Here is a 24,661-nt window from a genome sequence, read left to right on the forward strand (position 1 = left end):
ACACAGGAAGTGGAAAACCCTTTCGCTTGACAAAAGTAGTCATATAATTCTCAAATATCCTACCTTTCGACATTGTGTTCTACCTTAAAAGCCTATCCATTTTAAGGACGGTTTACACATGAAAGGAAATAATTTCTTAAAACCTAAAAACCATCCCTCGAACATTTTTCATGTTCAAGGAATGGTCTATTTCATTCTGTAATCAATTTTTTAATCAGCTCAGGTTTTTCCTGTATACTATCCGAAATATGGATATGATTTTGGATCAATTCAATTGATTTTTCCACGTTTTCACTGTTGGAATGAATGATAGCTAACGGTTCGCCAACTGTAACTTTATCACCAATTTTTTTCTTTAAGATAATGCCGACAGCCAAGTCAATTTCATCATCCTTTGTCGCTCTCCCAGCTCCAAGGAGCATTGCAGCGACACCTATTTCGTCTGCTTCCATTTTAGAAATGGTTCCTGAAGTCAATGAAGGAACTTCGATTTCGTATTTTGCAGTTGGCAATAATGACGTGTCATGGACGATTCGTGCATCCCCTCCTTGAGCTTCGATTAACCGACCGAATAATTCCAAAGCTGAGCCGTCCGCAATGACAGCTTCCAACATACCGCGCGCCTCCTCAATCGACTCAGCTTTTTTCCCAGCTACAATCATCTTGCTTCCTAACACATAACAAAGTTCCGTCAAATCTTCCGGACCATGACCTTTTAGTGTCTCAATCGCCTCTTTGACTTCAAGGGCATTCCCGATTGCATAGCCCAATGGCTGGCTCATGTCGGAAATGACTGCAACTGTATCGCGGCCAACTTGATGGCCGATCGACACCATCGAATGGGCTAATGCTTCCGCATCCTCTACCGTTTTCATAAATGCACCTTCACCGGTTTTAACATCCAAGACGATGGCATCAGCGCCTGCAGCAATTTTTTTACTCATAATGGAACTTGCTATAAGCGGAATGCTGTTTACGGTCGCGGTGACATCACGCAATGAATACAGATTTTTATCGGCAGGAGTCAAATTACCACTCTGCCCGATGACTGCAAGTTTGAGATCGTTAACCTGTTTGACGAACTGTTCCTCGGTGAGTTCGATATGAAATCCTTCAATTGATTCAAGCTTATCCAATGTACCGCCAGTATGACCTAAACCCCTTCCACTCATTTTGGCTACTGGCACACCGCATGCCGCCACTAATGGCACTAAAATAAGCGTTGTTGTGTCCCCTACACCACCGGTGGAGTGTTTATCTACTTTTACCCCTTCAATCGCGGATAAGTCGATCTGATCGCCAGATTCAACCATCGCCATTGTTAGATGCCCTTGTTCTTCCGCTGTCATTCCCTTGAAATACACCGCCATTAAAAATGAACTTGCTTGGTAATCCGGAATGGAGCCGTTTGTATAGCCATCGATGAAAAATGTTATCTCATCTTTCGTCAACGTTTCCCCGTCTCTTTTTTTCTCAATAATGTCAACCATTCTGAACACAGTCATCACACCTTTTCCGTTAATAAACTTAAGAAGCTTTCTCCATTCTCGGGCAACTTGACATTGAAGTTATCAGCAATCGTTGCACCAATATCCGAAAATGTCTTCCGTAAAGGCAATTCGCCGCCCTTTTTAAATGATGGTGAGAATATGATTAGTGGTACATACTCCCTTGTATGATCGGTTCCGCTATGAACCGGGTCATTTCCATGATCCGCAGTGATTATCAATAAATCCTCATCTTTGAGGGAATTCATGATTTCCGGGATACGCGCATCGAATTCCTGTAGTGCATTTCCGTAGCCTATTGGATCTCTACGATGGCCGTATAATGCATCAAAATCGACAAGATTTGTGAAGCTTAATCCTTGAAAATCGGATTTCATGACGTCAAGTAATTTATCAACACCATCCATATTGCTAACGGTCCGTACTGCTTCCGTAACACCTTCACCATTGAAAATGTCAGAAATTTTACCGACTGCAATCACCGCTTGACCCGCATCTTTCAATTCATTCATGACAGTTCGTTCGAAAGGTTTTAACGCATAGTCATGACGGTTTGTCGTACGGATGAAATTGCCTGGTTCGCCGACGAACGGTCTTGCGATAACCCTTCCAACAAGGAATTCAGGTTTTAATGTAATCTCACGCGCAATTTCGCAAATGCGGTATTGCTCTTCAATTGGAATGATTCCTTCGTGCGCTGCGATTTGAAGTACTGGATCTGCTGATGTATAGACAATAATTGCGCCTGTTTTCATATGCTCTTCGCCAAGTTCTTGAATGATTCCAGTTCCGCTCGCAGGTTTGTTGCCGATTACCTTTCTTCCCGTCCGTAACTCCAACTCATCAATTAGCTCCTGCGGGAACCCGTTCGGATACACTTTAAATGGTTTATCGATATTAAGTCCCATTATTTCCCAGTGGCCAGTCATTGTATCTTTACCAACCGAGGCTTCTTGCATTTTTCCGTAAAGACCGATCGGATTTGGTTCGACAGCAATTCCTTCGATTTCCTTTATATTTGATAAACCCAATTTTCCCATGTTCGGCATATTCAAGCCGCCCATTCTTTCTCCGATATGCCCAAGTGTATCCGCACCTATATCCCCGAATAGCTCGGCGTCAGGAGCTTCCCCGATTCCTACCGAGTCAAGTACGATTAAATGAATGCGTTTAAAATTTTGTTTTTCCATATTGATTCCTCCAGTTCAATTACAAGCTTATAGATGTTTAAGCTCTTGGATGGTATTTCACATAAACATCCTTGAGTCTTGCCTTGCTCACGTGTGTATAAATCTGTGTTGTGGAAATATCAGCATGTCCAAGCATTTCTTGAACCGCACGAATGTCAGCCCCGTTTTCAATAAGATGTGTGGCAAATGAATGACGTAAAATATGTGGCGTCAGTTCTTTTTGTATACCCGCTTTCACGGCATATCCTTTTAATATTTTCCAACAACCTTGCCTCGTCAAACGGGTTCCCCTCATATTGACGAAAAAGGCACTCGTCCCCTTCGTTTTCGCTATAAACTCAGGACGAGCTTCCCTTAAATAGGAAGTACATGCTCTTATAGCACCGCCGCCAAGTGGAATGATCCTTTCCTTGCCACCCTTACCGAATACACGGACGAATCCCATTGATAGATGAACATCTTCCACATCAAGATCGATCAATTCACTAACACGCATCCCGGTTCCATATAGCAATTCCAACAAGGCGATATCCCTTTTTCCTTGTTGCTTACTACTCTCAGGCATTGATATTAGCTTATCAACTTCCGCAACTGAAAGTACTGACGGTAATTTTTGCTCAAGCTTAGGCATTTCCAGATGTACGGTTGGATCCTGTGTCGTTACTTTTTCTCTTAATAGAAATTGATGAAAAGATCTTACCGAAGAAATATGCCTTGCAATCGTCCGTGAAGATTTCCCCTCTTCTTTCAATTTATGTAAATGTCGCAATATAGCATTACGATCGATTTTATCAATCGATTCAACGCCGTTTTTCTCCATCGCACCGATATATTCAACAAGATCCCGTTTATACGATAAAATTGTATTTTTGGAAAGTTGCCTTTCAACTTTTAGAAAGTGAATATAATCTTCCAACGCAAACATACCATCTTTCATTTTGAACAGGCAATATGGTGCATGCCATTTCCTCCTCTACTCATAAATGACAAAAAGGGACAGCATCTCGCCATCCCCCCCTTCACTTTTTACTATCATTTCCCGAAGATTTACAGCTCTGACAGATTCCGTGGAATGTCAGCCAATGGTCTTTAACAGTAAAACCGTATCGACTTTCGACAATTTTCTCCACATCGCCCAAGAGATCTTCTTGAATTTCGGCAACTTTTCCACACTCAATGCAAATAAGATGATGGTGAAAACGTGATGCTCCTTCTTGTCTCAAATCATATCGGGAGACACCATCACCAAAATTGATCTTGTCGACAATTTTCAATTCCGTCAGCAGTTCCAATGTCCGATAGACAGTGGCCAGCCCAATTTCCGGCGCCTTCTCTTTAACAAGTAAAAAAACGTCTTCAGCACTTAAATGATCTTCTTCGTTTTCTAGAAGGACTAAGACCGTAGCTTCCCGCTGAGGCGTCAACTTATAGCTGGCCCCGTGCAATTGCTTTTTAATCCGTTCAATCCGGCTCTCCATATGACGCCCCCCTCAACACTAAATCCATTATATCAAATGGGCGTTGAGTGTGACAACAGAAAGGGAATATGAACCTAACAAACGGATTACTTGATTAGAAAATGAAAAATCGTCATTTCTATTAAAAATATCAAAACACATAGTCCTGCCAATATAGGAATGGCCTGCAAGTTTCGCCTATTCCTTGAGATTCTATGGAAGAATGATGGACTTAATACAACGCAATATAGTAGATAAAGATAGCAAGTTACGAGTTGGAACGGGAACCACCAGATTGTATATGCCCATAACTTCATCCCAGAAGAGAGAAGGTATGAAGATGATAATCCAAATAAAACGCACTTAACCGCACCGACAAAAAGAATGGCATGTCTTGTTTTACTATTCATCGAAAGAAGAAATGCAACAATGAAAAATATAATTAACGTCAATAAAGGTCTTATAAAACTTCCTTCACTGGACGAGATAACTCTTGAATCGAAAAACCCGATCCAGTTTTCGGATGCAACGACTGGAATTTCCCTGAATAACAATGCCCCGCCGATATAACCGACGGCTAGTACGATAAATAGATGGATAAATGATAAGGAACGGACCATAGGTTTCACCTCCGCATCGTTTCTATAACGTATGCTTGTCCGTTCCTAAATATAACAAGTTGCTTTCCGTTCCAGGCGGATGCTTTCCAATCGAACCACGAAGAGTTCGATTTGCCGTATTTCTGCGCCTTTTGCAGAAATTAAGGCAGCGGCTAACTGCTCCCTGTTCGCAACGCTCCGCTTTTTCTCACAAACGCCGTTCTTCGTAACGGCGTTCGCAGGAGTCACCGCCTTCCACTCCAAGCAACTGGTGCCACTTAATAATCAATAATTATTTGCTCAATTATCTATAAGTTTTTTTGCATAAAGAATCGCAAATGCCGTTTTGGCATCATATATACTTTCATCCAGCACCATCTGCTCCGCCTCTTCGATTGTACATTCAATTATATTTATGAATTCATCTTCGTCACCTTGTGCCGGCTTTTCTATTTTATATAATCCTTTCGCAACGAAAATATGAATGATTTCGTTTGCAAAACCAGGTGATGTGGCAAATGACTGTAAATAGTTGAATTGATGTGCCCCGTAACCTGTCTCTTCCTCCAATTCACGGAGGGCAGTCACTTCATTATCTTCACCAGGTTCAATCTTACCGGCAGGGATTTCGATGATGGACCGATTTAATGCCTTTCTGTATTGTTCAACGAGGATGAGTTTATTGTCATCCGTTATTGCGATGATTGCTACTGCACCGGGATGGCCAACTAATTCCCTTTTCGCAAACTTCCCGTCAGGTAGTTCAACTTCTTCGACACGGAGGGAGATGACTTTCCCTTCGAATAAAACCTCGCTTGCAACAGTCTTTTCCTCAAAACGATTATTCAATTTATACACTCCTTTTCTCTTCCCAAGTAACAATACTTTCCCTATTAACTTCTACATTGTACAGTTTAGTGAAGTGGATGAAAACAAATGTGGAGGTGCTTTTGATGAAAAAAAGAGAGATTGGTAAAAGTGGTATATATGTATCGGAACTTGGACTCGGGTGCATGTCGTTCCCAGATAATTTAAACGAAGTGAAAAATATTGTAAACGCAGCAATTCACGCGGGCATCAATTTCTTTGACACTGCGGATTTATATGCTGGAGGCAGGAATGAATCTATTGTCGGTGAAGCTTTAAAAGACCGACGTGATGAAATCATCCTTGCGACAAAGGTCGGCAACCGGATGGTACCTGGTGAGGAAGGTTGGCGCTGGGATGCATCGAAGGAATATATAAAAGAGGCTGTTAAAGAGAGTTTGCAACGCCTTGGTACGGACTATATCGACCTGTATCAATTGCATGGCGGGACGATGGAGGATAATGTGACGGGAACGATTGAAGCTTTCGAGGACTTGAAAAAGGAAGGAGTCATCCGGCAATATGGAATTTCGTCGATTCGACCGAATGTCATTGAACGCTTTTTAACAAACAGTTCTGCGGTGTCGGTTATGATGCAATACAGTCTGTTGGATCGTCGTCCAGAGGAATGGTTCCCGAAGATTCGTGAAGCTGGTGCATCCGTCATTACAAGGGGAACATTAGCAAAAGGATTATTGACAGACGAAGGTATTTCGAGGGCTGAGAAGATGGACGGCTTTGTTGAGTATGGCGCAAAAGACTTGAAAAGGACGGTTGGTGTGTTGCATGAAACTACCAATGCTGTTCATGCCCATGCGATAGCATTCAATCTAAAGGAAGATGTAGTAGCATCTGCATTGATCGGCGCCAGCTCCAAGGATCAGCTACTTGATTCAATCGTGGCATATGAAAAGTCAGTGGATCAATCTAAGTTAGCCTCCATGGCACAATTGACCGAATCTCATCGATACAAACAACATCGAGGTTAAGTCTGTAACACTTTTGAAATAAATCTGTAATGATTAGGAAACTCTTTCAGGGGTATCTAACAAGTAGGCAACAATTAATGATTACACCTTGGAGGAGATTTTCAATGAAACTACTCACAGAAGACAAGAAATGGTTGAAACTCGGAGCGGCGACATTCCTATCCGTAGGATTACTCGCAGCATGTGCAGATGGGGATGATGATACGGACGTAGATATCAATAATCCACCTGCCGATGTAGATGACGGATCAGATACAAATGTCGATCTTGACGTTGATGATGGTACTGATACTGACACGGATACTGATGACAGTAAATAAGAGAATGAAAAACGAGACCTTGTTAAGGGGTCTCGTTTTTCTTTGCCGTATTATTCTAAGCTTCTTGTTCAGTCAACTGAACCTGTGCAGCTTTTGCTTGCTTTCGCTTTTTCGAAGGCAGCATATTGAATACGATATTTAATGCGATTGCTGTTAAACTACCAGAAACAATTCCGTTGCTCGTTAGCATTTGGAAACTCGCAGGAAGGTTTGCGAAAATATCAGGAACGACAGATACGCCAAGGCCAAGGCCTACTGAACAGGCGATGATCATTGCGTTTTCTTGTGATTCCCCTACTACCTTGCTCAACATTTTGATACCTTGTGAGATAACCATGCCGAACATTGCCACCATTGCTCCGCCCAACACAGAAGTTGGAATGACTGTTGCCATTGCCGCCACTTTCGGCATGAAACCTAATGATACAAGCATAATGGCTGTGATTAAAATGACCTTGCGTGATTTGACACCGGACATTTGGACCAAACCGACGTTTTGTGAAAATGTCGTGTAAGGGAATGCGTTAAAAATCCCGCCGATCAACGAAGCCAACCCTTCAGATCGGTATCCCTTTTCCAAATCTTTTTTAGTTATTTCCTTCTCAGTAATATCGCCCAATGCAAAGTACACACCAGTGGACTCCACCAATGAAACCATTGCTACCAATGTCATCGTTAAGATCGGAATGAGATGGAACGTCGGTGTGGCAAGATAGAATGGCGTTAATATATGAAATGCCGAAGCTTCTTTCACAGCGCCGAAATCCACGATGCCCATCATCATAGCCGCTACCGTGCCTGTAGCCATACCAAGAAGAATCGAGATTGACCGAAGAAAACCTGTTGTAAATCGGTATAAGAGGATGATGCATAGAAGAGTTCCAAACGACAGAAGAATGTTGGTACTTGATCCGAAATCTGGGGCGCCCATTCCCCCACCCATATTATTCAAAGCAACAGGGATCAAAGTGATTCCGATAATCGTTACAACAGAACCTGTTACGACCGGCGGGAAAAACTTGATCAATTTTCCAAAAAACGTACTGATGAGAACAATGATCAGACCTGAAGCGATGACCGCCCCATAAATTGCAGAAATTCCGTATTTATCACCGATAGAAATCATCGGACCAACTGCAGTAAATGTACAACCCAAAACGACAGGCAACCCAATTCCAAAAAACCGGCTGCTCATGATTTGTAGTATCGTTGCAATCCCGCACATGAGAATATCAATGGACACGAGGTACGTCAATTGTGTGGAAGTCAGCCCGATCGCTTGCCCAACTATAAGAGGTACTAATATAGCGCCCGCGTACATTGCCAATAAATGCTGAAAGCCTAATATGGTTGATTTCATAATGCGGTACCCTCTTCCTTAAATTTGACTTGTCCATTTTGAAGTGATTCGATGATCGCCAACGATTCAACTCTGATGCTTTTTTCACGTATCGTTGTACCGCCAGGTTGGAAACCTTTTTCAATTACAATACCAACTCCTACCAAGTCTGCCTCAGCTTGTTCGATGATGTCTTGTAATCCTAAAACAACTTGTCCGTTTGCAAGGAAATCATCTATTAATAAAACCTTGTCGCCTTTTTCAAGAAAATCTTTAGACACTGAAATTTCATTTGTTTCATTTTTTGTATAGGAGTGTACGCTTGCTGTAAGCAAATTATCAGTCATCGTCAACGACTTTCGTTTACGGGCAAAAATTACAGGGACAGCTAACATTAGACCAGTCATCATTGCTGGTGCTATACCGGATGATTCAATCGTAAGCACTTTCGTAACACCGCTATCTTTGAATCTTTCTGCGAACTCTTCTCCGATTGCCTTCATTAGTTCTGGATCGATTTGATGATTTAAGAACGTATCCACTTTCAACACTTCATCGGATAGCACTTTTCCGTCCTGCATGATTTTTTCCTGTAGTTGTTTCAACCTAAGTTTCCTCCTTTGAATTGTCACGATCAACAACGCAAAAAACCGGATGATCGTGCATCCATTCATTTTCATGAGTGGAGCAAGATCATCCGGTTTTATAAATACCGAATATAAAGTGAAGAAAATATGCATTTATAGCATATGCCTTCACTTCTTGCTTCTCATAGTCGGTTCATTTACGGTGAACCGGTAGAAACTTGCGAGCCATATCCCCGCGATTATATGAGTGGATGTTTGTTAGTTAGGACCTAATTATATCACGTTTTCGACAGGTTTCAACAAAGTCTTTCATTCGCGGAATAGTATATAAACATCACAAATTCAAAACTTTTATCTCGTTATCATTACCAATATTTCAATAGGATTAATTCCACCTGTAGCTCGTTTATTTTTTTCAACTTCGGCTATATATGAAACTGTAGGCCACTACAAAAATATCAAACTAAAAGGAGAGATATTACTATGGCTAAAAACAACAACAATGATAACAATCGAGGAAAAATGTCCTTAGAAGAAGCAGGGCGTAAAGGCGGAGAAGCAACTGCTCGAAATCATGACAGAGATTTTTATGAAGAAATCGGACGTAAGGGTGGAGAAGCCACAGCTGAAAACCATGATAGAAGCTTCTACGAAGAAATCGGACGTAAAGGTGGAGAAGCAACCGCTAGAAATCATGACAGGGACTTCTATGAAGAAATCGGCCGTAAAGGCGGAGAAGCCCGAGCTCAACAAAACGATAATTATAACAACAATAACAGCCGCAATAGGAATAACAACAATAACGACCGCTAAAATAGCAAGTAACTTTTAGCCAACGGAACGAAACAGCCGGAAGAGGTTATCAAGCACCTCTCCCGGCTGTTTTTCTATCCTACTCTTTTATTCCATCGACATCCAATTCCAATACAATCGGACAATGGTCGCTTCCCATTATATGCGGATGGATATCGGCAGTTTTCAAGCAATGCTTTAAACTCTCGGAAACAATGAAATAATCAATGCGCCAACCGATGTTTCTTTCCCTTACATTTCTCATATAGGACCACCAGGTGTACCCACCTTCAACTTCAGGATTTAAATGACGGAATGTATCGATGAATCCGGCATTTAATAAGGCCGTCATTTCCCCCCTTTCTTCATCGGTAAAGCCCGAGTTCCCAACATTCGTTTTGAAATTGCGAATATCGATGTTTTGGTGAGCAACATTCAAATCACCGCAGAAAATGACTGGCTTTAGTTGATTCAGCTGAATTAAGTAATCTCTCATTCTTGCTTCCCAATCTATTCTGAAAGGAAGTCTGGCCAAATCCCTTTGTGCGTTTGGCGCGTAGACATTCACTAAATAGAACTGCTTAAATTCCAATGTTAGTATTCGTCCTTCATCTTCCGAATCCATATCACCTACGCCATATTTGACGCTCAACGGCTCTTCTTTCGTGAAAACTGCAGTACCCGAATATCCTTTTTTGAGTGCATAGTTCCAATACTGATGATAACCTTCCAACTCAAGCTCGATTTGACCGCTTTGCAGCTTTGTTTCTTGTATACAGAAAATATCTGCGTCCTGTTCTTTGAAATAATCAAGAAAGCCTTTCCGTACGCAAGCTCGTAACCCATTGACATTCCATGAGATCAATTTCATGTTAAAAACTCCTTCATCCAACACAATACACTTCATTGTACTAGAAATAGATGTGTCGTCAAAGAATAATAGCTAAGGAATAGCTTGATTTGGGCGCAAGGCGGAATGTTTTGAGCGTGAGACGGGTAACCTTGAGCGCGGGACGGATATTCTTGAGCACGAAACGGCAATCTTGAGCGCGGGACGGCCATTCTTGAGCACGAAACGGCAATCTTGAGCGCGGGACGGCTATTCTTGAGCACGGGGTTAGCATTACAAAAATAGCTGCCCAGACGATTTCCTGGACAGCCTTACTACAAGTTCTATTATAAAGCGTTCAATTCTACTGCGATTTTTGCACCAACAACCGCATTATTTTTAACTAAAGCGATATTCGCTTCGAGGCTGCGTCCTTCTGTTAGGTCTTTCACTTTTCCTAACATGAATGGTGTAACGTCTTTTCCCGCGATATTTTGCTCTTCAGCTTCTTTAAGCGCCTCATTAATGATTCCATCGATGAATGACTTTTCCATTGCATCTGCTTCCGGAATCGGATTAGCAATAACTGCGCCGCCTTTCAAGCCCAGGTCCCATTTCACACGAAGAATGTCAGCGACTGTCTCCGGGTTGTCCACGCGGATATTAAGTTTAAAATCACTTTCACGCGTAAAGAATGCCGGAAGGACATCTGTTCCGTAACCGACAACAGGTACACCATTTGTTTCCAAATATTCGAGCGTCAATCCAAGATCAAGGATGGATTTCGCGCCTGCACAAATGACAGCAACATCCGTTTGCGCAAGCTCTTCCAAGTCTGCAGAAATATCCATTGTCGTCTCAGCACCACGGTGGACACCGCCGATTCCGCCAGTTACGAAGATTTTAATGTTAGCAAGAGCTGCACAGATCATGGTAGAGGCAACTGTTGTAGCGCCTAATTGTTTCGTTGCGAGCAAATACGCTAAGTCCCGTCTTGATGCTTTAGCAACACCTTGACTATTTCCGAACATTTCAAGTTCCTCGTCTGAAAGACCGATTTTGATCATGCCGTCAATGAGGGCAATTGTTGCGGGAACTGCACCATTTTCACGGATAATTTGTTCTACTTCACGCGCAGTTTGCACGTTTTGCGGGTATGGCATGCCGTGTGAAATGATAGTTGATTCCAAAGCGACTACTGGTTTACCAGCAGCAAACGCCTCTTGTACCTCTTGTGAATATGATAGATATTGTTTCATTGTAATTCCTCCAATTCGTTTTTAAGAAGTTCTCTTGTCAATTCAGGTCTTACTGTAAAAGAGCTTTCCAAAGTCTTAGCCGCGTTCAATAATCCCATATGGACTTTCTCTTCAAATGGTTCTCCAATCAAATGACCATGAAGCAATCCGGAAACAAATGCGTCTCCCGCTCCAGTTACATCCTCAACATGTACGTTTTCGACAGCTGGAAAACGGATAGCTTCCCCTCCTGCAGTTGCTGCCATAATCCCTTTTGAACCGGCAGTAACCACAACATTTTCAGCACCAAACGCAAGCAATTTATGGACAGCTTTTTCCCAGTCCGCTTCATTATCAATTGTCAGTCCTGTGTATGTCTCTGCTTCATCCCGATTGCAAATGAACCATGTGACGCCTTTCAAGTCACTTGGCATCCTGTTCATTTTTGGAGAAGAGACAGGAATGATGACAAGTGGATTTCCTTTTGCGCTGGCCAGGTTTTTAATATAGTCGACTGACTCCTTCGGACAGTTCAAATCTAAGATTATCATTGACGCGTTTGAAATAATCCTCGACTTTTCCTCCAAGTAGACTGGCGTCAAGAAATCGTAAATCTCCATATTTGCCAAAGCGATGACAAGCTCACCTGTCGGATCCAAAACAGCCGAATAAGAACCCGTAGATTTACCGATCAATTGGCCAACATCTGAAACATCCATATACGAGGAGGATTCCCTGACGATTACATCCCAGTCGCTATCATTGCCCGCAACTGTCAAAAGCCTGACATTATGATCAAGCCGCCCTAAGTTTTCCCCTATATTCCTCGCCACCCCTCCAACAGAGACTGTCATTGAGGCCGGATTGGAAGTTCCGAGTTGGGTTTTTTCATTTAAGTGGAATTTCCGATCTATATTGGCACCACCAATACAGATGATTTCCTTTTCTTCAGGTAGAATGTATGCCCTCCCCTGAATCTTTCCTTGTTTGATCAAACCGGATATGATGTTTGCCAAAGAAGGTCGAGAAATGCGAAGTGCATCCGCCATTTCCTGTTGTGATAAATAAGGGTTGGCTCGAATTAAGTCAAGAACAGCCCTTTCCTTTTCATTCAATTCCATCACCCTTTAAACATTTGTTTTAATTGTAAACTTTTGTTTTATCGATTGCAACAAAAAATTATGCTTAATAACAATGTTTTTTACATACTGATCGCTTTCTCTACTACATATAACGAAAGGTCAATGTCGACCTGTTGTCCAAGTGCAATGCTTGCTAATTGCTTTCCAAGATATGGACCGACTGTTAACCCTGAAGCACCCAAGCCATTTGCAAAGAGTAGCTCGGGATGACCTAACACTTCACCGATAACAGGCAGAAATCCCGGAGTAAACGGCCGAAAACCGACTCGTATTTCTTTAAATTCGGCTTCTCCTAAACCTGGAGCGACAGTCAAAGCCTTATCTAACACCTCATGAATTCCGCCGGCAGTAGCGTGCGACGTGAGATTAGTCTCATCTTCATGTGTTGCTCCAATAACGATCTTTCCATTATCAGACGGGAGAATGTATTGGTCTGTCGGTGGCATGACGACGGGCCAATTCGTTGTAGTATGTCCATCCAAATGCAAATGAATAATTTGCGCCTTTTGACCGGTAACCTGTACATTCAAGCCCAATGGTTCAAGTAATTCCGAAGCCCACGCACCTGCAGCAATAATCACTTTTTTTGCTTTGAACGACTTCCCGTCAACATGGACGCCGGTTATTTCACTCTTCTCGCTCACAAGAGTAGCCGAGCCATGCAGAACGGTTGCTCCATGTTTTGTAGCTGCATTAAGTAATGCATCCCTCAACGCCCTTCCATCTACTCTCGCTGCTCCTTCTACATAGACAGATGAAAAGCCTTCGGACAATAGTGGTAGCTGTTCGGATGTTTCTCGTTCATCTAAAAGTGTTACTTGTCCGATTTCAGGTGCTTCCTTCCTTCTTTCTATAGCCCTATCTTCCATCTTTTCAAGCTTATCCATATCCCGATGCAAACTGATTGCTCCTACTTTCCTATAACCTGTGTCGGTCTCGCCATCATCTTCTAACTGTCGAATCAATTCCGGATAATAGGATGCTCCTCCTTTTGCCAAAGCATACCAAGCTTTATTCCTCCTTTGAGAAATCCAAGGGCAAATGATTCCGGCAGCGGCATCTGTCGCTTGTCCTTTATCCTTCCGATCGATGATGATAACTTCCGCCCCCTCTTTCGCCAAATGGTACGCTGCTGAAGCTCCTAGTATTCCAGCTCCAATGATGATGATCCGTTCCATTATAAACACCTTTTCTCTGTTTTAGGTCTATTGTACAAGCGAAAAATCATACATACAAACATAGCAATAATGAAACCGTTTTCAAAATTGAAATAATAATGAAATAGTTTAAATCTTTATTTTCTTCCAACAAAGAAGTATAATTATTCCTATTAGTTGTACATACCAAAAAAATAAAACCAAGGAGATTTGATCGGCATGAAAATATCACCCATCCAGATTAAACTGAGCGACTCAAGAAAAGAAAAGCCGAATCCAGAGACACTTGTTTTCGGTAGAAGTTTTACGGACCATATGTTCACTGCGGATTATGAAGAAGGAAAAGGATGGCATAGTTATCGTATCGTACCTTATGCTCCAGTCACTTTAGACCCTGCCGCAATTGTTTTCCACTACGGCCAAACTGTCTTTGAAGGTTTAAAAGCATACCGTTCACCTGATGGGACTGTGAGGCTTTTCCGTCCTGAAGAGAATATGAAAAGGATGAATTTATCATTAGATCGTTTATGCATGCCAAAAATTGATGAAGAAATGGCATTGCATGCGCTAACTAAACTCATTCAAATCGAAAAAGATTGGATCCCAACGCTAAATGGCACTTCCCTTTATATCAGACCATTCGTCATTGCAAATGAAGCATTTTTAGGGGTGGCTCCAGCTAAAAAATATCAATTCTTCATTATCCTATCCCCAGTCGGCGCTTATTATAAAGAAGGCATCCATCCTGTCAAAATACTTGTAGAGAATGAATTCGTTAGAGCCGTAAAGGGTGGTACTGGAGGGGCCAAGACTGCTGGGAATTATGCGTCCGGATTAAAAGCCCAGGAGGTTGCAGGTCAACGCGGCTATTCCCAAGTGCTCTGGCTTGATGGAATTGAACGTAAATATGTCGAGGAAGTCGGCAGTATGAATATTTTCTTTAAAATTGATGGAGAAGTTGTCACTCCCGCTATTAACGGGAGCATCCTTGAAGGCATTACACGTAAATCGATTCTTCAGTTACTTGACTATTGGAATATTCCTGTCGCGGAACGAAAAATTTCAATGGATGAAATCCGAGAGGCATACGAAGCAGGAAAGTTAGAGGAAATTTTCGGAACCGGTACTGCAGCAGTCATTTCACCTGTTGGAGAATTAAATTGGGATGGTTATAAAATGATTGTGAATGGAAGCGAAACCGGCCCGTTGGCTAAGCAACTATTTGACACGCTAACAAATATTCAAACAGGAAAGGAAGAAGATCCGTTTAACTGGATTATTGAACTGAAAAACGAGTTAGCCAAACTCGCATAAGTAAGGCAGAGAGGAATTTCCAATCCTCTCTGCCTTTTTTAGAGTTTTAATCTATGCGATTTTTTGATAACGATTTAATAATACATCAAGTTCCTGACTGCAAGCTACCACTTCAGGATGTGTAAGACCGCGATTTTTTGCCTTTTCGACCATCTCGGTTCTTTTGATATGAATCATCAATGTTAATGTTTGCTTTTCAATTAATCCCATTGCTACATATCCTCCATCACTTTTTTATCCTTGCTCATCATAATCGACTTTACTTAAAAAAAATGTCGGTTTATGTAATAAGAAACCTATAAATAAACATTTGTCATAAATCCGTCACAATTGAAAAGGATAGGCATGTATATTATATACATACCCATCCTTTTCACTTATAAAACCGTTTTTAGAAAGAATTATCTTGCTTCAGGGAACATACGATGAAGGCTTTGCGTTACTTCTTCAAAGAAACCCGCCACTGGGTGACCTGCACGGATTTGATTTCCATATTCCGTAAAACTTTTAGCTACGTCTGGGTTAAAAGAAATGTACACATTATTGAAGTCAGTGCGTACTTTCTTCACTTCATCCGCAATCTTAGTCTTTAATGCCTCGTCTTCCTTGAAACCATTCTTTAATACGACCCCTACATAAGCGTTGTGGTTAGTCACTAAAACATTAGAACTTTCCACTTCTTTTAGCGCAGCGATTTTATCAGCAACATCGTCCGCAACTTCGACATTCGATTCACCGGTAGTATTGTTCACAGTACCATTATTGTGATTTTGATTGTTGTTCATTGTACCGTTTGTACCTGTACCGTTTGTTCCTGCAGCGCTCTCCCCGGTCCTATTCATGTCATTTGCAGCATTGTTATTCGTTGTATTCTTATCAGTTTTCGTCGTTCCACATCCGATTAATAAAACCATCAAAAGCAGGGATAGTGGAAGCAGAGCCAGTTTTTTCATTGATGAATCACTCCTTGTTTGATTGTCATAAATAAGCATGTCTAAAATTCGATTTTCTATACATACAACAAAAAAACGGATGAGAAACCCATCCGTTTTTTTGTGCATCTGCTAATATTTTGAGGCACTATCTCCATACTCATTCAATAGCTCTGCGAAAGTTTTATTCTTTTCCCGTTCGATTTTTTCTTGCCGAACTTTTTCGAGATGCTCTTCTTCCTTGGCCTGAGCGCTAGCCAGCAACTCTTTTTTTGCCTCTTTCAATTTAGAGACAATATCCGAATCGAGGGCATCCATAAGTGTTGTTTTTTCAGTCTCTGATTTTTGTGGTGTTTGTTGTTGCTTCTTTGATTTTTTCTTTGCCATACAGTTCACCTTCTTTCATTATGGAAGTTGAACGATTGTAGCCACGCCTTGTCCCCCGCCGATGCATAGTGTGGCAAGGCCGGTTTTTGCATCACGTCGTTTCATTTCATGCAGCAATGTAACGAGAATCCTAGCTCCGCTCGCACCAATCGGATGACCAAGAGCAATAGCACCGCCATTGACATTCAATTTATCTTTATCAAATTGAAGCTCACGATCTACAGCGAGTGATTGAGCAGCAAATGCTTCATTCGCTTCAATAATGTCAATATTCGACAATTCCATTCCTGATTTTTCAAGAACATTTTTCACTGCTTGTACAGGTCCAATACCCATAACAGATGGATCCACACCCGCATTTGCATTGGCCTTGATGAGAGCAAGAGGTTTGACACCTAATTCTTCGGCTTTCTTCTTCGACATGATGACAAATGCCGCAGCACCGTCATTGATGCCCGATGCATTTCCAGCCGTTACACTGCCTTCTTTTTTGAATGCTGGGCGTAGTTTGGCAAGTTTATCGACTGTTGTTCCTACTTTTACATACTCGTCCGTATCAAAGATCACTGGATCGCCTTTACGTTGAGGTATTTCTACTGGAACAATCTCTTCTTTGAACTTTCCATTCTCAATTGCAGCCGTTGCTTTTTCCTGTGAAGCTGCCGCAAATGCATCCTGTTCTTCCCTTGTTAATGAATAGCGTTCACATAAATTTTCTGCAGTAATCCCCATATGATAATCATTGAAGGCACACCAGAGTCCGTCAGAAATCATACTGTCAACAATTTTCTGATCACCCATCTTAAAACCTTCACGTGCATTTTTCAATAAAAACGGGGCTTGGCTCATGTTTTCCATCCCACCTGCAACAACTATATCCGCGTCACCTGCAAGTATAGCCTGTCTGGCAAGGTGAACTGCCTTCAAGCCCGAACCGCAGACTTTATTGATTGTCAAAGCGGGTACTGTTTCCGGTAGACCGGCTTTAATAGCTGCTTGCCGAGCCGGATTTTGACCTAAACCAGATTGCAATACATTACCCATAATCACTTCATCGACATCTTCAGCCTTAACGCCTGACCGCGAAAGTGCTTCCTTAATAACAATACCACCAAGCTCGGTCGCTGATACATCTTTTAATGACCCTAAAAAAGAGCCGATTGCTGTGCGTACTGCACTGACGATTACAACTTCATTCGACAAAACGCTTCCCCCTATCTTTTGATGACGCTTTCATAATCCCGAAAATTTCTTCTTTATGAATTGCCCTTTATAGCATCCCTTCAGTACAATATATATAGGAGGGATGATATGTTCATTTTACCAAAGAACGTTAAAATTATCGAGGTTGGACCGAGAGATGGTCTTCAAAACGAAAAAAGACTTGTAGAAGAGAAAGAGAAACTTAATTTTATACACGCACTTCAAGATGCAGGAATTGACGAAATGGAACTCACTTCATTCGTCTCACCAAAATGGGTCCCACAAATGGCAGATGCTAAAAACATTGTCGCAAACTCAAAAAGAATTGGACGGCAGTTTGTGCTTGCACCAAATGAAAAAGGGGCGGAACTTGCAATTGAAGCTAAGGCTAATAGTATTGCAGTATTTGTAGGTGTAAGCAATTCTTTCAATCAAAAAAACATTAACCGTACAACTGAAGAAAGCATGAATGCGCTTGAACCTGTGATTGCAAAGTTAAAAAACGAAGGTATCTTCATTAGGGGATGCATTTCGACAGCATTTTATTGTCCATATGAAGGAAAGATAAATAAAGAGGATGTCATCGACTTATGCCGGCGATTCGTAACGATGGGTGTAGATGAATTAAGTATTGCTGACACGATTGGAATGGCGAATCCTTTGGAAAGTTACGAACTGTTTAAACTACTTCAAGTGGAGTTTGCTGATGAAGTTCTTTTAACAGCTCATTTTCATGATACGAGAAAAATGGCGCTCGCAAATATATTTGCAGCATTGCAAGCAGGAATTGATCGTTTCGACACTTCCGCCGGCGGGCTTGGTGGATGCCCTTTCGCACCGGGAGCAACAGGGAATATTGCGACTGAGGATGTCGTGAATATGTTAGATTCAATGGGAATTGAAACAGGGATCGATGTCGAAAAAGTTTGCGAAGCTGTTGAAATGATTGCACCTTATGTTTCACAACCGATTGAAACAGGTATGTACAGATTATACAAAAACCGCGGTTGCTGAAGGAGTTGAATTGAATTGAAACGGCGCTTCCTTTATATAACTGGGATTATAGGAAGCATTTATACCGCTATTCTCACAGTGTTAGGATTTTACGCAACAAATCGATTAATGTACATGAAGTTGAAGGATAATGATGTAATCGTCAAGCGTGAAATCATTGCAAAGCGCTTTGACGAACAATGGTATGAAACCGTGCAAAAAGAGAACTTTTGGGTTGATTCACCCAACGGTTATCAGCTTCGTGCCGTTTTTTTACGTCCGTTAGACACTACAAGGACAGTGATCATCTGCCATGGTGTGACGGAGAATAAGATAAATTCAGTGAAATATGCGAGATTATTTGAACGGTTGGGCTTTAATTCAGTTGTATATGATCATCGACGGCATGGAGATTCCGGAGGGAAGACGACAAGTTTCGGCTTTTATGAGAAAACTGATTTAGATGCTGTCGTAACGGCCGTACGGAGGCGCATTGGAAGCCGTGCACTTCTTGGAATCCATGGCGAATCTATGGGTGCGGCAACAACGATTTTGTACGGAGGCGCTTTTGAAGGTGAAACAGATTTCTATATTGTCGATTGCCCATTCTCTGATTTTTCCGAGCAGGTCCTCCATATTTTGCGCACAAGTACACCACTTCGCACATCGATGACACTGCGGGCAGCTAACTTAATCTTGAAATTTAGGGATGGCTATACAACAAATCTTATTTCACCAAGAGAAGCTATCACTACTATTTCTATACCAATGCTTTTTATCCACAGCATGGAAGATGATTTCATCTTGCCTGAAATGACGAAGGAACTGTTCGGATTAAAGAAGGATAAAAAGATGATGAAGCTGTTTGATAGAGGAGCCCATGCAAAATCATTCAATGAAAATCCAGAGGAATACGAAAATGTCGTGCTTCAATTTTTACATGAATTTGGATTTACTACTTAGACATTGCAAAAGACCCTTTCTTTCTTAAGAACTTGAAAGAAAGGGTCTTTTGATTTTATAGGTACCGTTACACTGGCCTTCCCCCTTATCTGATTAAATAATTGCTACAGTGGGTACTATATCTCCATAAACATTAAAGAGGTGATGTAATGAAACAGAATGAAATTGAAACATTAAGAGAGTTAATCAAAGACGTGGACATTGCAATGCTCACAACACTTTCTGAAGAAGGGCTTATTTCCCGTCCCATGAAAACACAAGAAGTGGAATTTGATGGTGACTTATGGTTTTTCACGAAAAAAGAGACAGATAAGTATAAAGAAATATTACATGATAAAGATGTGAATGTAGCTTACGCAGGAAAATCCTACGTTTCTGTCCGTGGACAAGCGGAAATCATTGATGATGTGAACAAGAAAAAAGAGTTATGGAACAAAGCATATGAGAAAATGATGCAAACTTCGTATGATGATCCCGACCTTGTTCTAATAAAGGTAAAAGCTGAAGCCGCTGAATATTGGGAAACCGGAAACTTCGCAAAAAAAATCGCCTTTTTCTATAAAAAAATGACAGGGCAAAGTGTTGAATCTACAGATATCAATGAAACGCTTAAGTTAAATGACTAAATGCAAAATGGGTTGTCTGGCAATAGGACAACCCATTTTGCTTTTAGCATAACAAAAAATAGATTGGGGTGTCATAATGCGTTTATGGCATGAGGAATTGATCTCAAAACTTCCAAGGCAACAATTGCTTGGTCAACATCGGGAGTGCTGCGCTTTAAGGGGCTTGGGGTGGAAGAAAAAGCATTCTACAGTCAATTATGTATTCGAATATTCTCCGTTAAAACTGTATCATTACCATATGAAAGTGATGAATGAAATGAAAAGAAGAGGCTACCAAAATGATCGGGAATGGGAAAATCCTACATACCGAGGGAAAAACTGCCCCGCATACGATGAACTAATAGAGTGTCCAGATGATACACTTAAATACCCCGAACATGATGGAAAGTACCTAACTGAATGTCTTGAAAACTTAGCCGGTAAAGGCATTCATATTCAATAGATATTCCAAATTACGAAAAAAGTAAAAAAGACCCTTTATTCGATTAGAAAAAAGGTCTTTTTGTGTCGATTATTTTTTATCATTCAATTTGTTCATCTGATTCATCATCTGGTTAATCTTCTTTTGTGAAGGTTTTTGTCCCATCTGCATCAAAACGTTGATATAACGGGATTTCCTTCTACTATTCCGTCCACTTTCCCTGATGGGAAAAGTATACCACAGAGGATAAAAACTATCCACCTATCGGATTGTTATTCGAGTGATAGATTAATCTTTCCAACGGAAAAAGTATCATCGGTAAGGCGACGTATTGCCTGTCAATAATAACATCCCCCATCTCCTGTCATTCGTCTCGAACATATGAAAGATAGTGGAGTCAGTGTACTTACTTGTAATAACAATTTGGATATCAAATATCCCCTTCTATTTGGACAAAGAAAAAAGCATCTCCATCTACAATTCTTTAGTATAGAAACTCGACTGACCGAGTACTGTAATATTGGATCATAAGTAAAAGTGCTTATTTCTCTATTTATAAAGTTATATTACATTACGTCCCAGAAGGCATTCGAACCCCCGACCCACAGCTTAGAAGGCTGTTGCTCTATCCAACTGAGCTACTGGGACAATTGCAATTCTGCGATTTTAGGGATTAGGTCAATACGTTCTGACCGAAAATATCTTTACATTATGATAACATAGTCAAATAGGACTATGAAGATTTGTTTATCTAATATTCCTGCTATCATCTAGATTAATAATGTGAAAACAGAACAAGAGAACCTCAAAAGTAGAGATTCTCTTGTTTTCTAATATAACTTCACTAGTTGATAACATCACTAACATACATCTTAGATTCTGTTATGTATAGCAAGTAATAACAATTTTAACTTTTCGAAACCTATTTCATTTGTTCCTCTAACACTTCTTTCAGTAATTCAATCGCACTTTCTTCACTTGGATCATTTGTTCCAAGTTCACCTCGGTATGCTTTTAAAAGAATGCATTGCTTTAATTCATCTACCATATCTTTTAAATTAATTATGGATTCAGCTTCTTCTTCTCTATTAAATATACCTTCTAAAATGTGTACTATAGCTTTTTGCTCCTCAAATGGAGGTAGTGGCAAAAGAAACTCAGATATCATTGTTGCACTAAAGTTTTCTTGATTTCCCCCCTTTGCAATCTGTCTAAACCTTTGATACCCCTCCATAAAGTAGTAAAAAAGAAATTCAGACAAAACATTCTCATTTGGAAGTAATGCACAAACTGCTTGATTGCAAGCTGCTTCAATATTTAAAATAGATGCTCTTCCTCTGGTCAATCCTTGTCCATACATAGCAACTAAAACTGTGTTTATAGGAAGTAATTTTGCAGAACTGTTAGCTATTGCATCACTATTTATTTTTTCTTCACTGTCATAGATATAGTTCCATTTTACTTCTCCTGTTTTTATCCAAGGGATATCCCCTTCATAGTATGAAGGTTCACTTCTTTTCGGAGTCCCCCCTGACGTTATATTAAAAACATCCCCTAACCTAACCCATTTCCAATTGTGTGGTAATTCATACCTTAATTCATTATTGGTTATATCTTTTACTTTCTTTCTCTTACCTATTTGAGACTCTTTAATTTTACAATACAATGTTTCTGCATCCATAACATTTGGATTTTCCTCACGCCACTTCTTCGTCAACTCCCCACGAAACGACATATCCAAAATCGCAGCTCGACGTAGTTCCAATGTTTCTTTCGCTTCCTCAATTAACTGCTTCGCTTCATTAACTTTACTTAAAAGACGCTCCACTTTCTCAGCTATCCGTTTTTGTTCGTGAATTGGCGGAAGTGGGAATGGAATTGTTTTTAGTTTTGCAACCTGTATTCCCTTTACAGTAGAACCTGTAGACATCGACTCAATTAAAGGAGTATTAAATGTAAAGAAAATCCAAAGTAAATAAGTAGGAATCTCTATTTTAGGTCTTACTATTTTCAAGTCTTGATTAATTGCTGTTGAAATCTTCGTTATTGTACACTTTCCAGGTGACATCCTTGTAATTAATAACAACTCATTTTCTAACGCCATTGATGCTGAACTATTCTTCAAACCCTCAGAGGTAATATAATCTATAGTTGAGCTAATGTATGTTTGCTTAATATCCTTCACAGTAGACCAAGGGATGTCTCCATTCCAATAGTTAGTATTACTTTTCGAAGGCGTTCCCCCACCAATGAAATCCATTACATATCCAGAGTAAACCCAATTCCAATTGTTCGGTAGATTATAAGGTTGTCCTTCATCTGGAATTAGCACTTCCGTTAATATTTCATCAATGGTCTTCGTTTTCTTACTCACAGCTCGACCACCTCGTCTTGTTCTACTTCTCTTAATTCTACTACTACCTCATTCAATAATTCCATTGCTTGCTGCAGTTTCGCAATTGCCTCTTCAGCTGAATCTATCGGATCTGGTAAATTGTCATAAGCAGAAAGCGATTCATCTGCAATTAATCCGATATCCAAACTATCATCTTTCTTTGCGATGTCTTCACGCGTAAATTTATTCCATCGTTCATCATTTATTTTCGAACGATCGTCCGCCACGTAGGCTTTCTTGAAGTCTTCTAAATGTGCCATCGTCAACTGATTACGTTTTCCAAATGAGGCCATATTTGTACGTAGGTCGTATACCCAAGTTTCTTTCGTGTTGTTTTGCTCAGTTGTACCTCTGTTAAAGAACAAAACGTTTGTTTTTACCCCTTGCGCATAAAAGATTCCTGTTGGTAATCGCAATATTGTATGGAGGTTACATTTGTTCATTAAATCACGGCGGATTTGCGCTCCAATACCGCTTTCAAACAAGACGTTATCTGGTAAGATGACAGCTGCTCTTCCTGTTCCGTCCGTTACAAGTGAATTGTAAATAAGTTGGAGGAAATTTAGTTGCTTATTCGCCGTCTGGAACGTTAGATCATCGCGTGTTGCTCGTTCGCCACCTCTTTTGGTTCCAAATGGTGGATTCGTCAATACAACATTGAAATTCTTCATCCATTTCCCATTAGAAGATAATGTATCGCCATGCTCTAATCGACCTTCCATGTCGTGTAGTAGTGCATTCATGATTGCCAAACGGTGTGTATCTTTCACTAATTCCATTCCCGTAAAGGCCTCTTTCTTTTGAAATTCGGCTTCTTCTGGGGAAAGATCATAGTAATTATCTGTTTGTTGTTTTAAGTAATGATCTGCAGCAATCATAAAGCCGAATGTTCCCGCTGCTGGGTCATTACAACGCTCACCAACTTTAGGATCAATTAACTGCACCATAACATCGATTAAAACACGCGGTGTGAAGTATTGTCCTGCTCCAGATTTTTTCTCACTCGCATTTTTCTCGAGTAATCCTTCATACAGATTACCTAACCCTTCTTCTTTAGCACTGTACCAATCAAGACTATCTATGGATTTAATAATTTTTTCTAGGTTTTTCGGCTCGTCGATGCTTGTGGATGCCCCACTATAAATCAATCGCAAGCCCTCATTTTCAATCTCTTTATCACCCAGGTCGAGCAGCAACTGACGGTAAAACGTCTGTAACTCAATTCCCTCCTTGCTCACAAGGTCACTCCAACGCTTGCCCTCTGGGATGATCGACTCAGCATCCTGCTCTTTCATCATTTTCAAGAACAAAAGATAAGTCAATTCTGTTACATATTCGTGATATGTAATGCCGTCATCTCGTAAAACGGATGCTAAGTTCCAAAGTCTTGCAACAATTTCTGTATTATTCATG

27 protein-coding genes, 1 tRNA gene, 1 pseudogene and 1 riboswitch are annotated in these 24,661 nt (G+C 40.7%); of the genes and pseudogenes, 8 read left to right on the forward strand and 21 right to left on the reverse strand.

The features are described 5' to 3' along the window. Positions 1–191: 191 nt before the first annotated feature. The 7 genes from P5G49_RS07485 to P5G49_RS07515 all read right to left on the reverse strand — a co-directional run bounded on the left by P5G49_RS07485 (position 192) and on the right by P5G49_RS07515 (position 5,603). Positions 192–1,490: a pyrimidine-nucleoside phosphorylase gene (locus P5G49_RS07485; protein ID WP_301243117.1), complete on the reverse strand. Its 1,299-nt coding sequence runs from the start codon at positions 1,488–1,490 to the stop codon at positions 192–194. 14 nt (positions 1,491–1,504) lie between these two features. Further along, positions 1,505–2,698, reverse strand: coding sequence for a phosphopentomutase (deoB, locus tag P5G49_RS07490; RefSeq protein WP_301242874.1), 1,194 nt, complete (start codon positions 2,696–2,698; stop codon positions 1,505–1,507). 37 nt (positions 2,699–2,735) lie between these two features. Continuing rightward, entirely contained in the window at positions 2,736–3,635 is a 900-nt protein-coding gene (gene xerD, locus P5G49_RS07495; protein WP_301242875.1) for a site-specific tyrosine recombinase XerD, read from the reverse strand. A gap of 82 nt (positions 3,636–3,717) precedes the next feature. Beyond that, a complete protein-coding gene (gene fur, locus P5G49_RS07500) occupies positions 3,718–4,176 on the reverse strand; it encodes a ferric iron uptake transcriptional regulator (RefSeq protein ID WP_301242876.1) in 459 nt (152 codons plus the stop codon). 86 nt (positions 4,177–4,262) lie between these two features. After that, a complete protein-coding gene (locus P5G49_RS07505) occupies positions 4,263–4,775 on the reverse strand; it encodes a hypothetical protein (RefSeq protein WP_301242877.1) in 513 nt (170 codons plus the stop codon). A 45-nt stretch (positions 4,776–4,820) separates the two neighbouring features. Continuing rightward, positions 4,821–5,003 carry a hypothetical protein gene (locus P5G49_RS07510; RefSeq protein WP_301242878.1) on the reverse strand — a complete coding sequence of 61 codons (183 nt, stop codon included), beginning with the start codon at positions 5,001–5,003 and terminating at the stop codon, positions 4,821–4,823. Positions 5,004–5,054: 51 nt separating this feature from the next. Next, positions 5,055–5,603, reverse strand: a complete 549-nt coding sequence (locus tag P5G49_RS07515) for an NUDIX hydrolase (RefSeq protein WP_301242879.1) — start codon at positions 5,601–5,603, stop codon at positions 5,055–5,057. A 104-nt stretch (positions 5,604–5,707) separates the two neighbouring features. On the opposite strand from P5G49_RS07515, the gene P5G49_RS07520 reads away from it, so the two are divergent. Both P5G49_RS07520 and P5G49_RS07525 read left to right on the forward strand, forming a co-directional pair. Next, positions 5,708–6,610, forward strand: a complete 903-nt coding sequence (locus tag P5G49_RS07520; RefSeq protein ID WP_301242880.1) for an aldo/keto reductase — start codon at positions 5,708–5,710, stop codon at positions 6,608–6,610. A gap of 104 nt (positions 6,611–6,714) precedes the next feature. Continuing rightward, positions 6,715–6,930, forward strand: a complete 216-nt coding sequence (locus tag P5G49_RS07525; protein ID WP_301242881.1) for a hypothetical protein — start codon at positions 6,715–6,717, stop codon at positions 6,928–6,930. Between the two features lie 55 nt (positions 6,931–6,985). Here P5G49_RS07525 and P5G49_RS07530 read toward each other — a convergent pair whose 3' ends face one another. Together P5G49_RS07530 and P5G49_RS07535 are read right to left on the reverse strand one after the other, a co-directional pair. Beyond that, positions 6,986–8,290, reverse strand: a complete 1,305-nt coding sequence (locus P5G49_RS07530) for a nucleobase:cation symporter-2 family protein (RefSeq protein ID WP_301242882.1) — start codon at positions 8,288–8,290, stop codon at positions 6,986–6,988. Next, entirely contained in the window at positions 8,287–8,874 is a 588-nt protein-coding gene (locus P5G49_RS07535; RefSeq protein ID WP_301242883.1) for a xanthine phosphoribosyltransferase, read from the reverse strand. Before P5G49_RS07535 ends, P5G49_RS07530 begins: the two co-directional genes overlap by 4 nt. A gap of 147 nt (positions 8,875–9,021) precedes the next feature. Continuing rightward, a riboswitch (purine riboswitch) is annotated at positions 9,022–9,123 on the reverse strand. Between the two features lie 216 nt (positions 9,124–9,339). Between P5G49_RS07535 and P5G49_RS07540 the strand changes: the two genes are divergently transcribed. Beyond that, positions 9,340–9,669 carry a KGG domain-containing protein gene (locus P5G49_RS07540; protein ID WP_301242884.1) on the forward strand — a complete coding sequence of 110 codons (330 nt, stop codon included), beginning with the start codon at positions 9,340–9,342 and terminating at the stop codon, positions 9,667–9,669. A gap of 79 nt (positions 9,670–9,748) precedes the next feature. Here P5G49_RS07540 and P5G49_RS07545 read toward each other — a convergent pair whose 3' ends face one another. The 4 genes from P5G49_RS07545 to P5G49_RS07560 form a co-directional block, all read right to left on the reverse strand. Then, positions 9,749–10,519, reverse strand: coding sequence for an exodeoxyribonuclease III (locus P5G49_RS07545; protein WP_301242885.1), 771 nt, complete (start codon positions 10,517–10,519; stop codon positions 9,749–9,751). Between the two features lie 305 nt (positions 10,520–10,824). Beyond that, positions 10,825–11,736 (reverse strand): pseudouridine-5'-phosphate glycosidase, encoded by a 912-nt coding sequence (locus P5G49_RS07550; RefSeq protein ID WP_301242886.1) that lies wholly within the window; start codon positions 11,734–11,736, stop codon positions 10,825–10,827. Continuing rightward, complete coding sequence (locus P5G49_RS07555; protein WP_301242887.1) at positions 11,733–12,830, reverse strand: carbohydrate kinase; 1,098 nt, start codon at positions 12,828–12,830, stop codon at positions 11,733–11,735. The genes P5G49_RS07550 and P5G49_RS07555 overlap by 4 nt, the downstream gene beginning before the upstream one ends. Before the next feature lie 86 nt (positions 12,831–12,916). Then, entirely contained in the window at positions 12,917–14,035 is a 1,119-nt protein-coding gene (locus P5G49_RS07560; protein ID WP_301242888.1) for an NAD(P)/FAD-dependent oxidoreductase, read from the reverse strand. 198 nt (positions 14,036–14,233) lie between these two features. Here P5G49_RS07560 and P5G49_RS07565 point away from each other — a divergent pair, with 198 nt between their 5' ends. Further along, a complete protein-coding gene (locus P5G49_RS07565) occupies positions 14,234–15,328 on the forward strand; it encodes a branched-chain amino acid aminotransferase (protein WP_301242889.1) in 1,095 nt (364 codons plus the stop codon). Positions 15,329–15,379: 51 nt separating this feature from the next. Here the strand turns inward: P5G49_RS07565 and P5G49_RS07570 are convergent, their stop codons facing one another. The 4 genes from P5G49_RS07570 to P5G49_RS07585 form a co-directional block, all read right to left on the reverse strand. Next, entirely contained in the window at positions 15,380–15,538 is a 159-nt protein-coding gene (locus P5G49_RS07570) for an aspartyl-phosphate phosphatase Spo0E family protein (RefSeq protein WP_301242890.1), read from the reverse strand. A 191-nt stretch (positions 15,539–15,729) separates the two neighbouring features. Then, a complete protein-coding gene (locus tag P5G49_RS07575) occupies positions 15,730–16,281 on the reverse strand; it encodes a YhcN/YlaJ family sporulation lipoprotein (RefSeq protein ID WP_301242891.1) in 552 nt (183 codons plus the stop codon). Between the two features lie 111 nt (positions 16,282–16,392). Then, positions 16,393–16,647 carry a YqkE family protein gene (locus P5G49_RS07580; RefSeq protein WP_301242892.1) on the reverse strand — a complete coding sequence of 85 codons (255 nt, stop codon included), beginning with the start codon at positions 16,645–16,647 and terminating at the stop codon, positions 16,393–16,395. Between the two features lie 18 nt (positions 16,648–16,665). Beyond that, positions 16,666–17,850 (reverse strand): acetyl-CoA C-acetyltransferase, encoded by a 1,185-nt coding sequence (locus P5G49_RS07585; RefSeq protein ID WP_301242893.1) that lies wholly within the window; start codon positions 17,848–17,850, stop codon positions 16,666–16,668. Positions 17,851–17,958: 108 nt separating this feature from the next. Between P5G49_RS07585 and P5G49_RS07590 the strand changes: the two genes are divergently transcribed. The 4 genes from P5G49_RS07590 to P5G49_RS07605 all read left to right on the forward strand — a co-directional run bounded on the left by P5G49_RS07590 (position 17,959) and on the right by P5G49_RS07605 (position 20,874). Next, entirely contained in the window at positions 17,959–18,864 is a 906-nt protein-coding gene (locus P5G49_RS07590; RefSeq protein ID WP_301242894.1) for a hydroxymethylglutaryl-CoA lyase, read from the forward strand. A gap of 15 nt (positions 18,865–18,879) precedes the next feature. After that, complete coding sequence (locus tag P5G49_RS07595; protein ID WP_301242895.1) at positions 18,880–19,806, forward strand: alpha/beta hydrolase; 927 nt, start codon at positions 18,880–18,882, stop codon at positions 19,804–19,806. A gap of 149 nt (positions 19,807–19,955) precedes the next feature. Further along, a complete protein-coding gene (locus tag P5G49_RS07600; protein ID WP_301242896.1) occupies positions 19,956–20,432 on the forward strand; it encodes a pyridoxamine 5'-phosphate oxidase family protein in 477 nt (158 codons plus the stop codon). A gap of 76 nt (positions 20,433–20,508) precedes the next feature. After that, a complete protein-coding gene (locus P5G49_RS07605; RefSeq protein ID WP_301242897.1) occupies positions 20,509–20,874 on the forward strand; it encodes a TIGR02328 family protein in 366 nt (121 codons plus the stop codon). A gap of 69 nt (positions 20,875–20,943) precedes the next feature. Here the strand turns inward: P5G49_RS07605 and P5G49_RS07610 are convergent. The 4 genes and pseudogenes from P5G49_RS07610 to P5G49_RS07625 form a co-directional block, all read right to left on the reverse strand. Further along, positions 20,944–21,030 (reverse strand): annotated as a pseudogene (locus P5G49_RS07610) (YneF family protein); the annotation flags it as partial. A 397-nt stretch (positions 21,031–21,427) separates the two neighbouring features. Next, positions 21,428–21,501 (reverse strand) — tRNA-Arg (locus P5G49_RS07615). A gap of 274 nt (positions 21,502–21,775) precedes the next feature. Then, a complete protein-coding gene (locus tag P5G49_RS07620; protein WP_301242898.1) occupies positions 21,776–23,227 on the reverse strand; it encodes a restriction endonuclease subunit S in 1,452 nt (483 codons plus the stop codon). Further along, a complete protein-coding gene (locus P5G49_RS07625) occupies positions 23,224–24,660 on the reverse strand; it encodes a class I SAM-dependent DNA methyltransferase (RefSeq protein ID WP_301242899.1) in 1,437 nt (478 codons plus the stop codon). Before P5G49_RS07625 ends, P5G49_RS07620 begins: the two co-directional genes overlap by 4 nt. Between the last annotated feature and the right edge of the window lies 1 nt (position 24,661).

The organism is Sporosarcina highlanderae (genome assembly GCF_030433715.1).
Taxonomy (GTDB): domain Bacteria; phylum Bacillota; class Bacilli; order Bacillales_A; family Planococcaceae; genus Sporosarcina; species Sporosarcina highlanderae.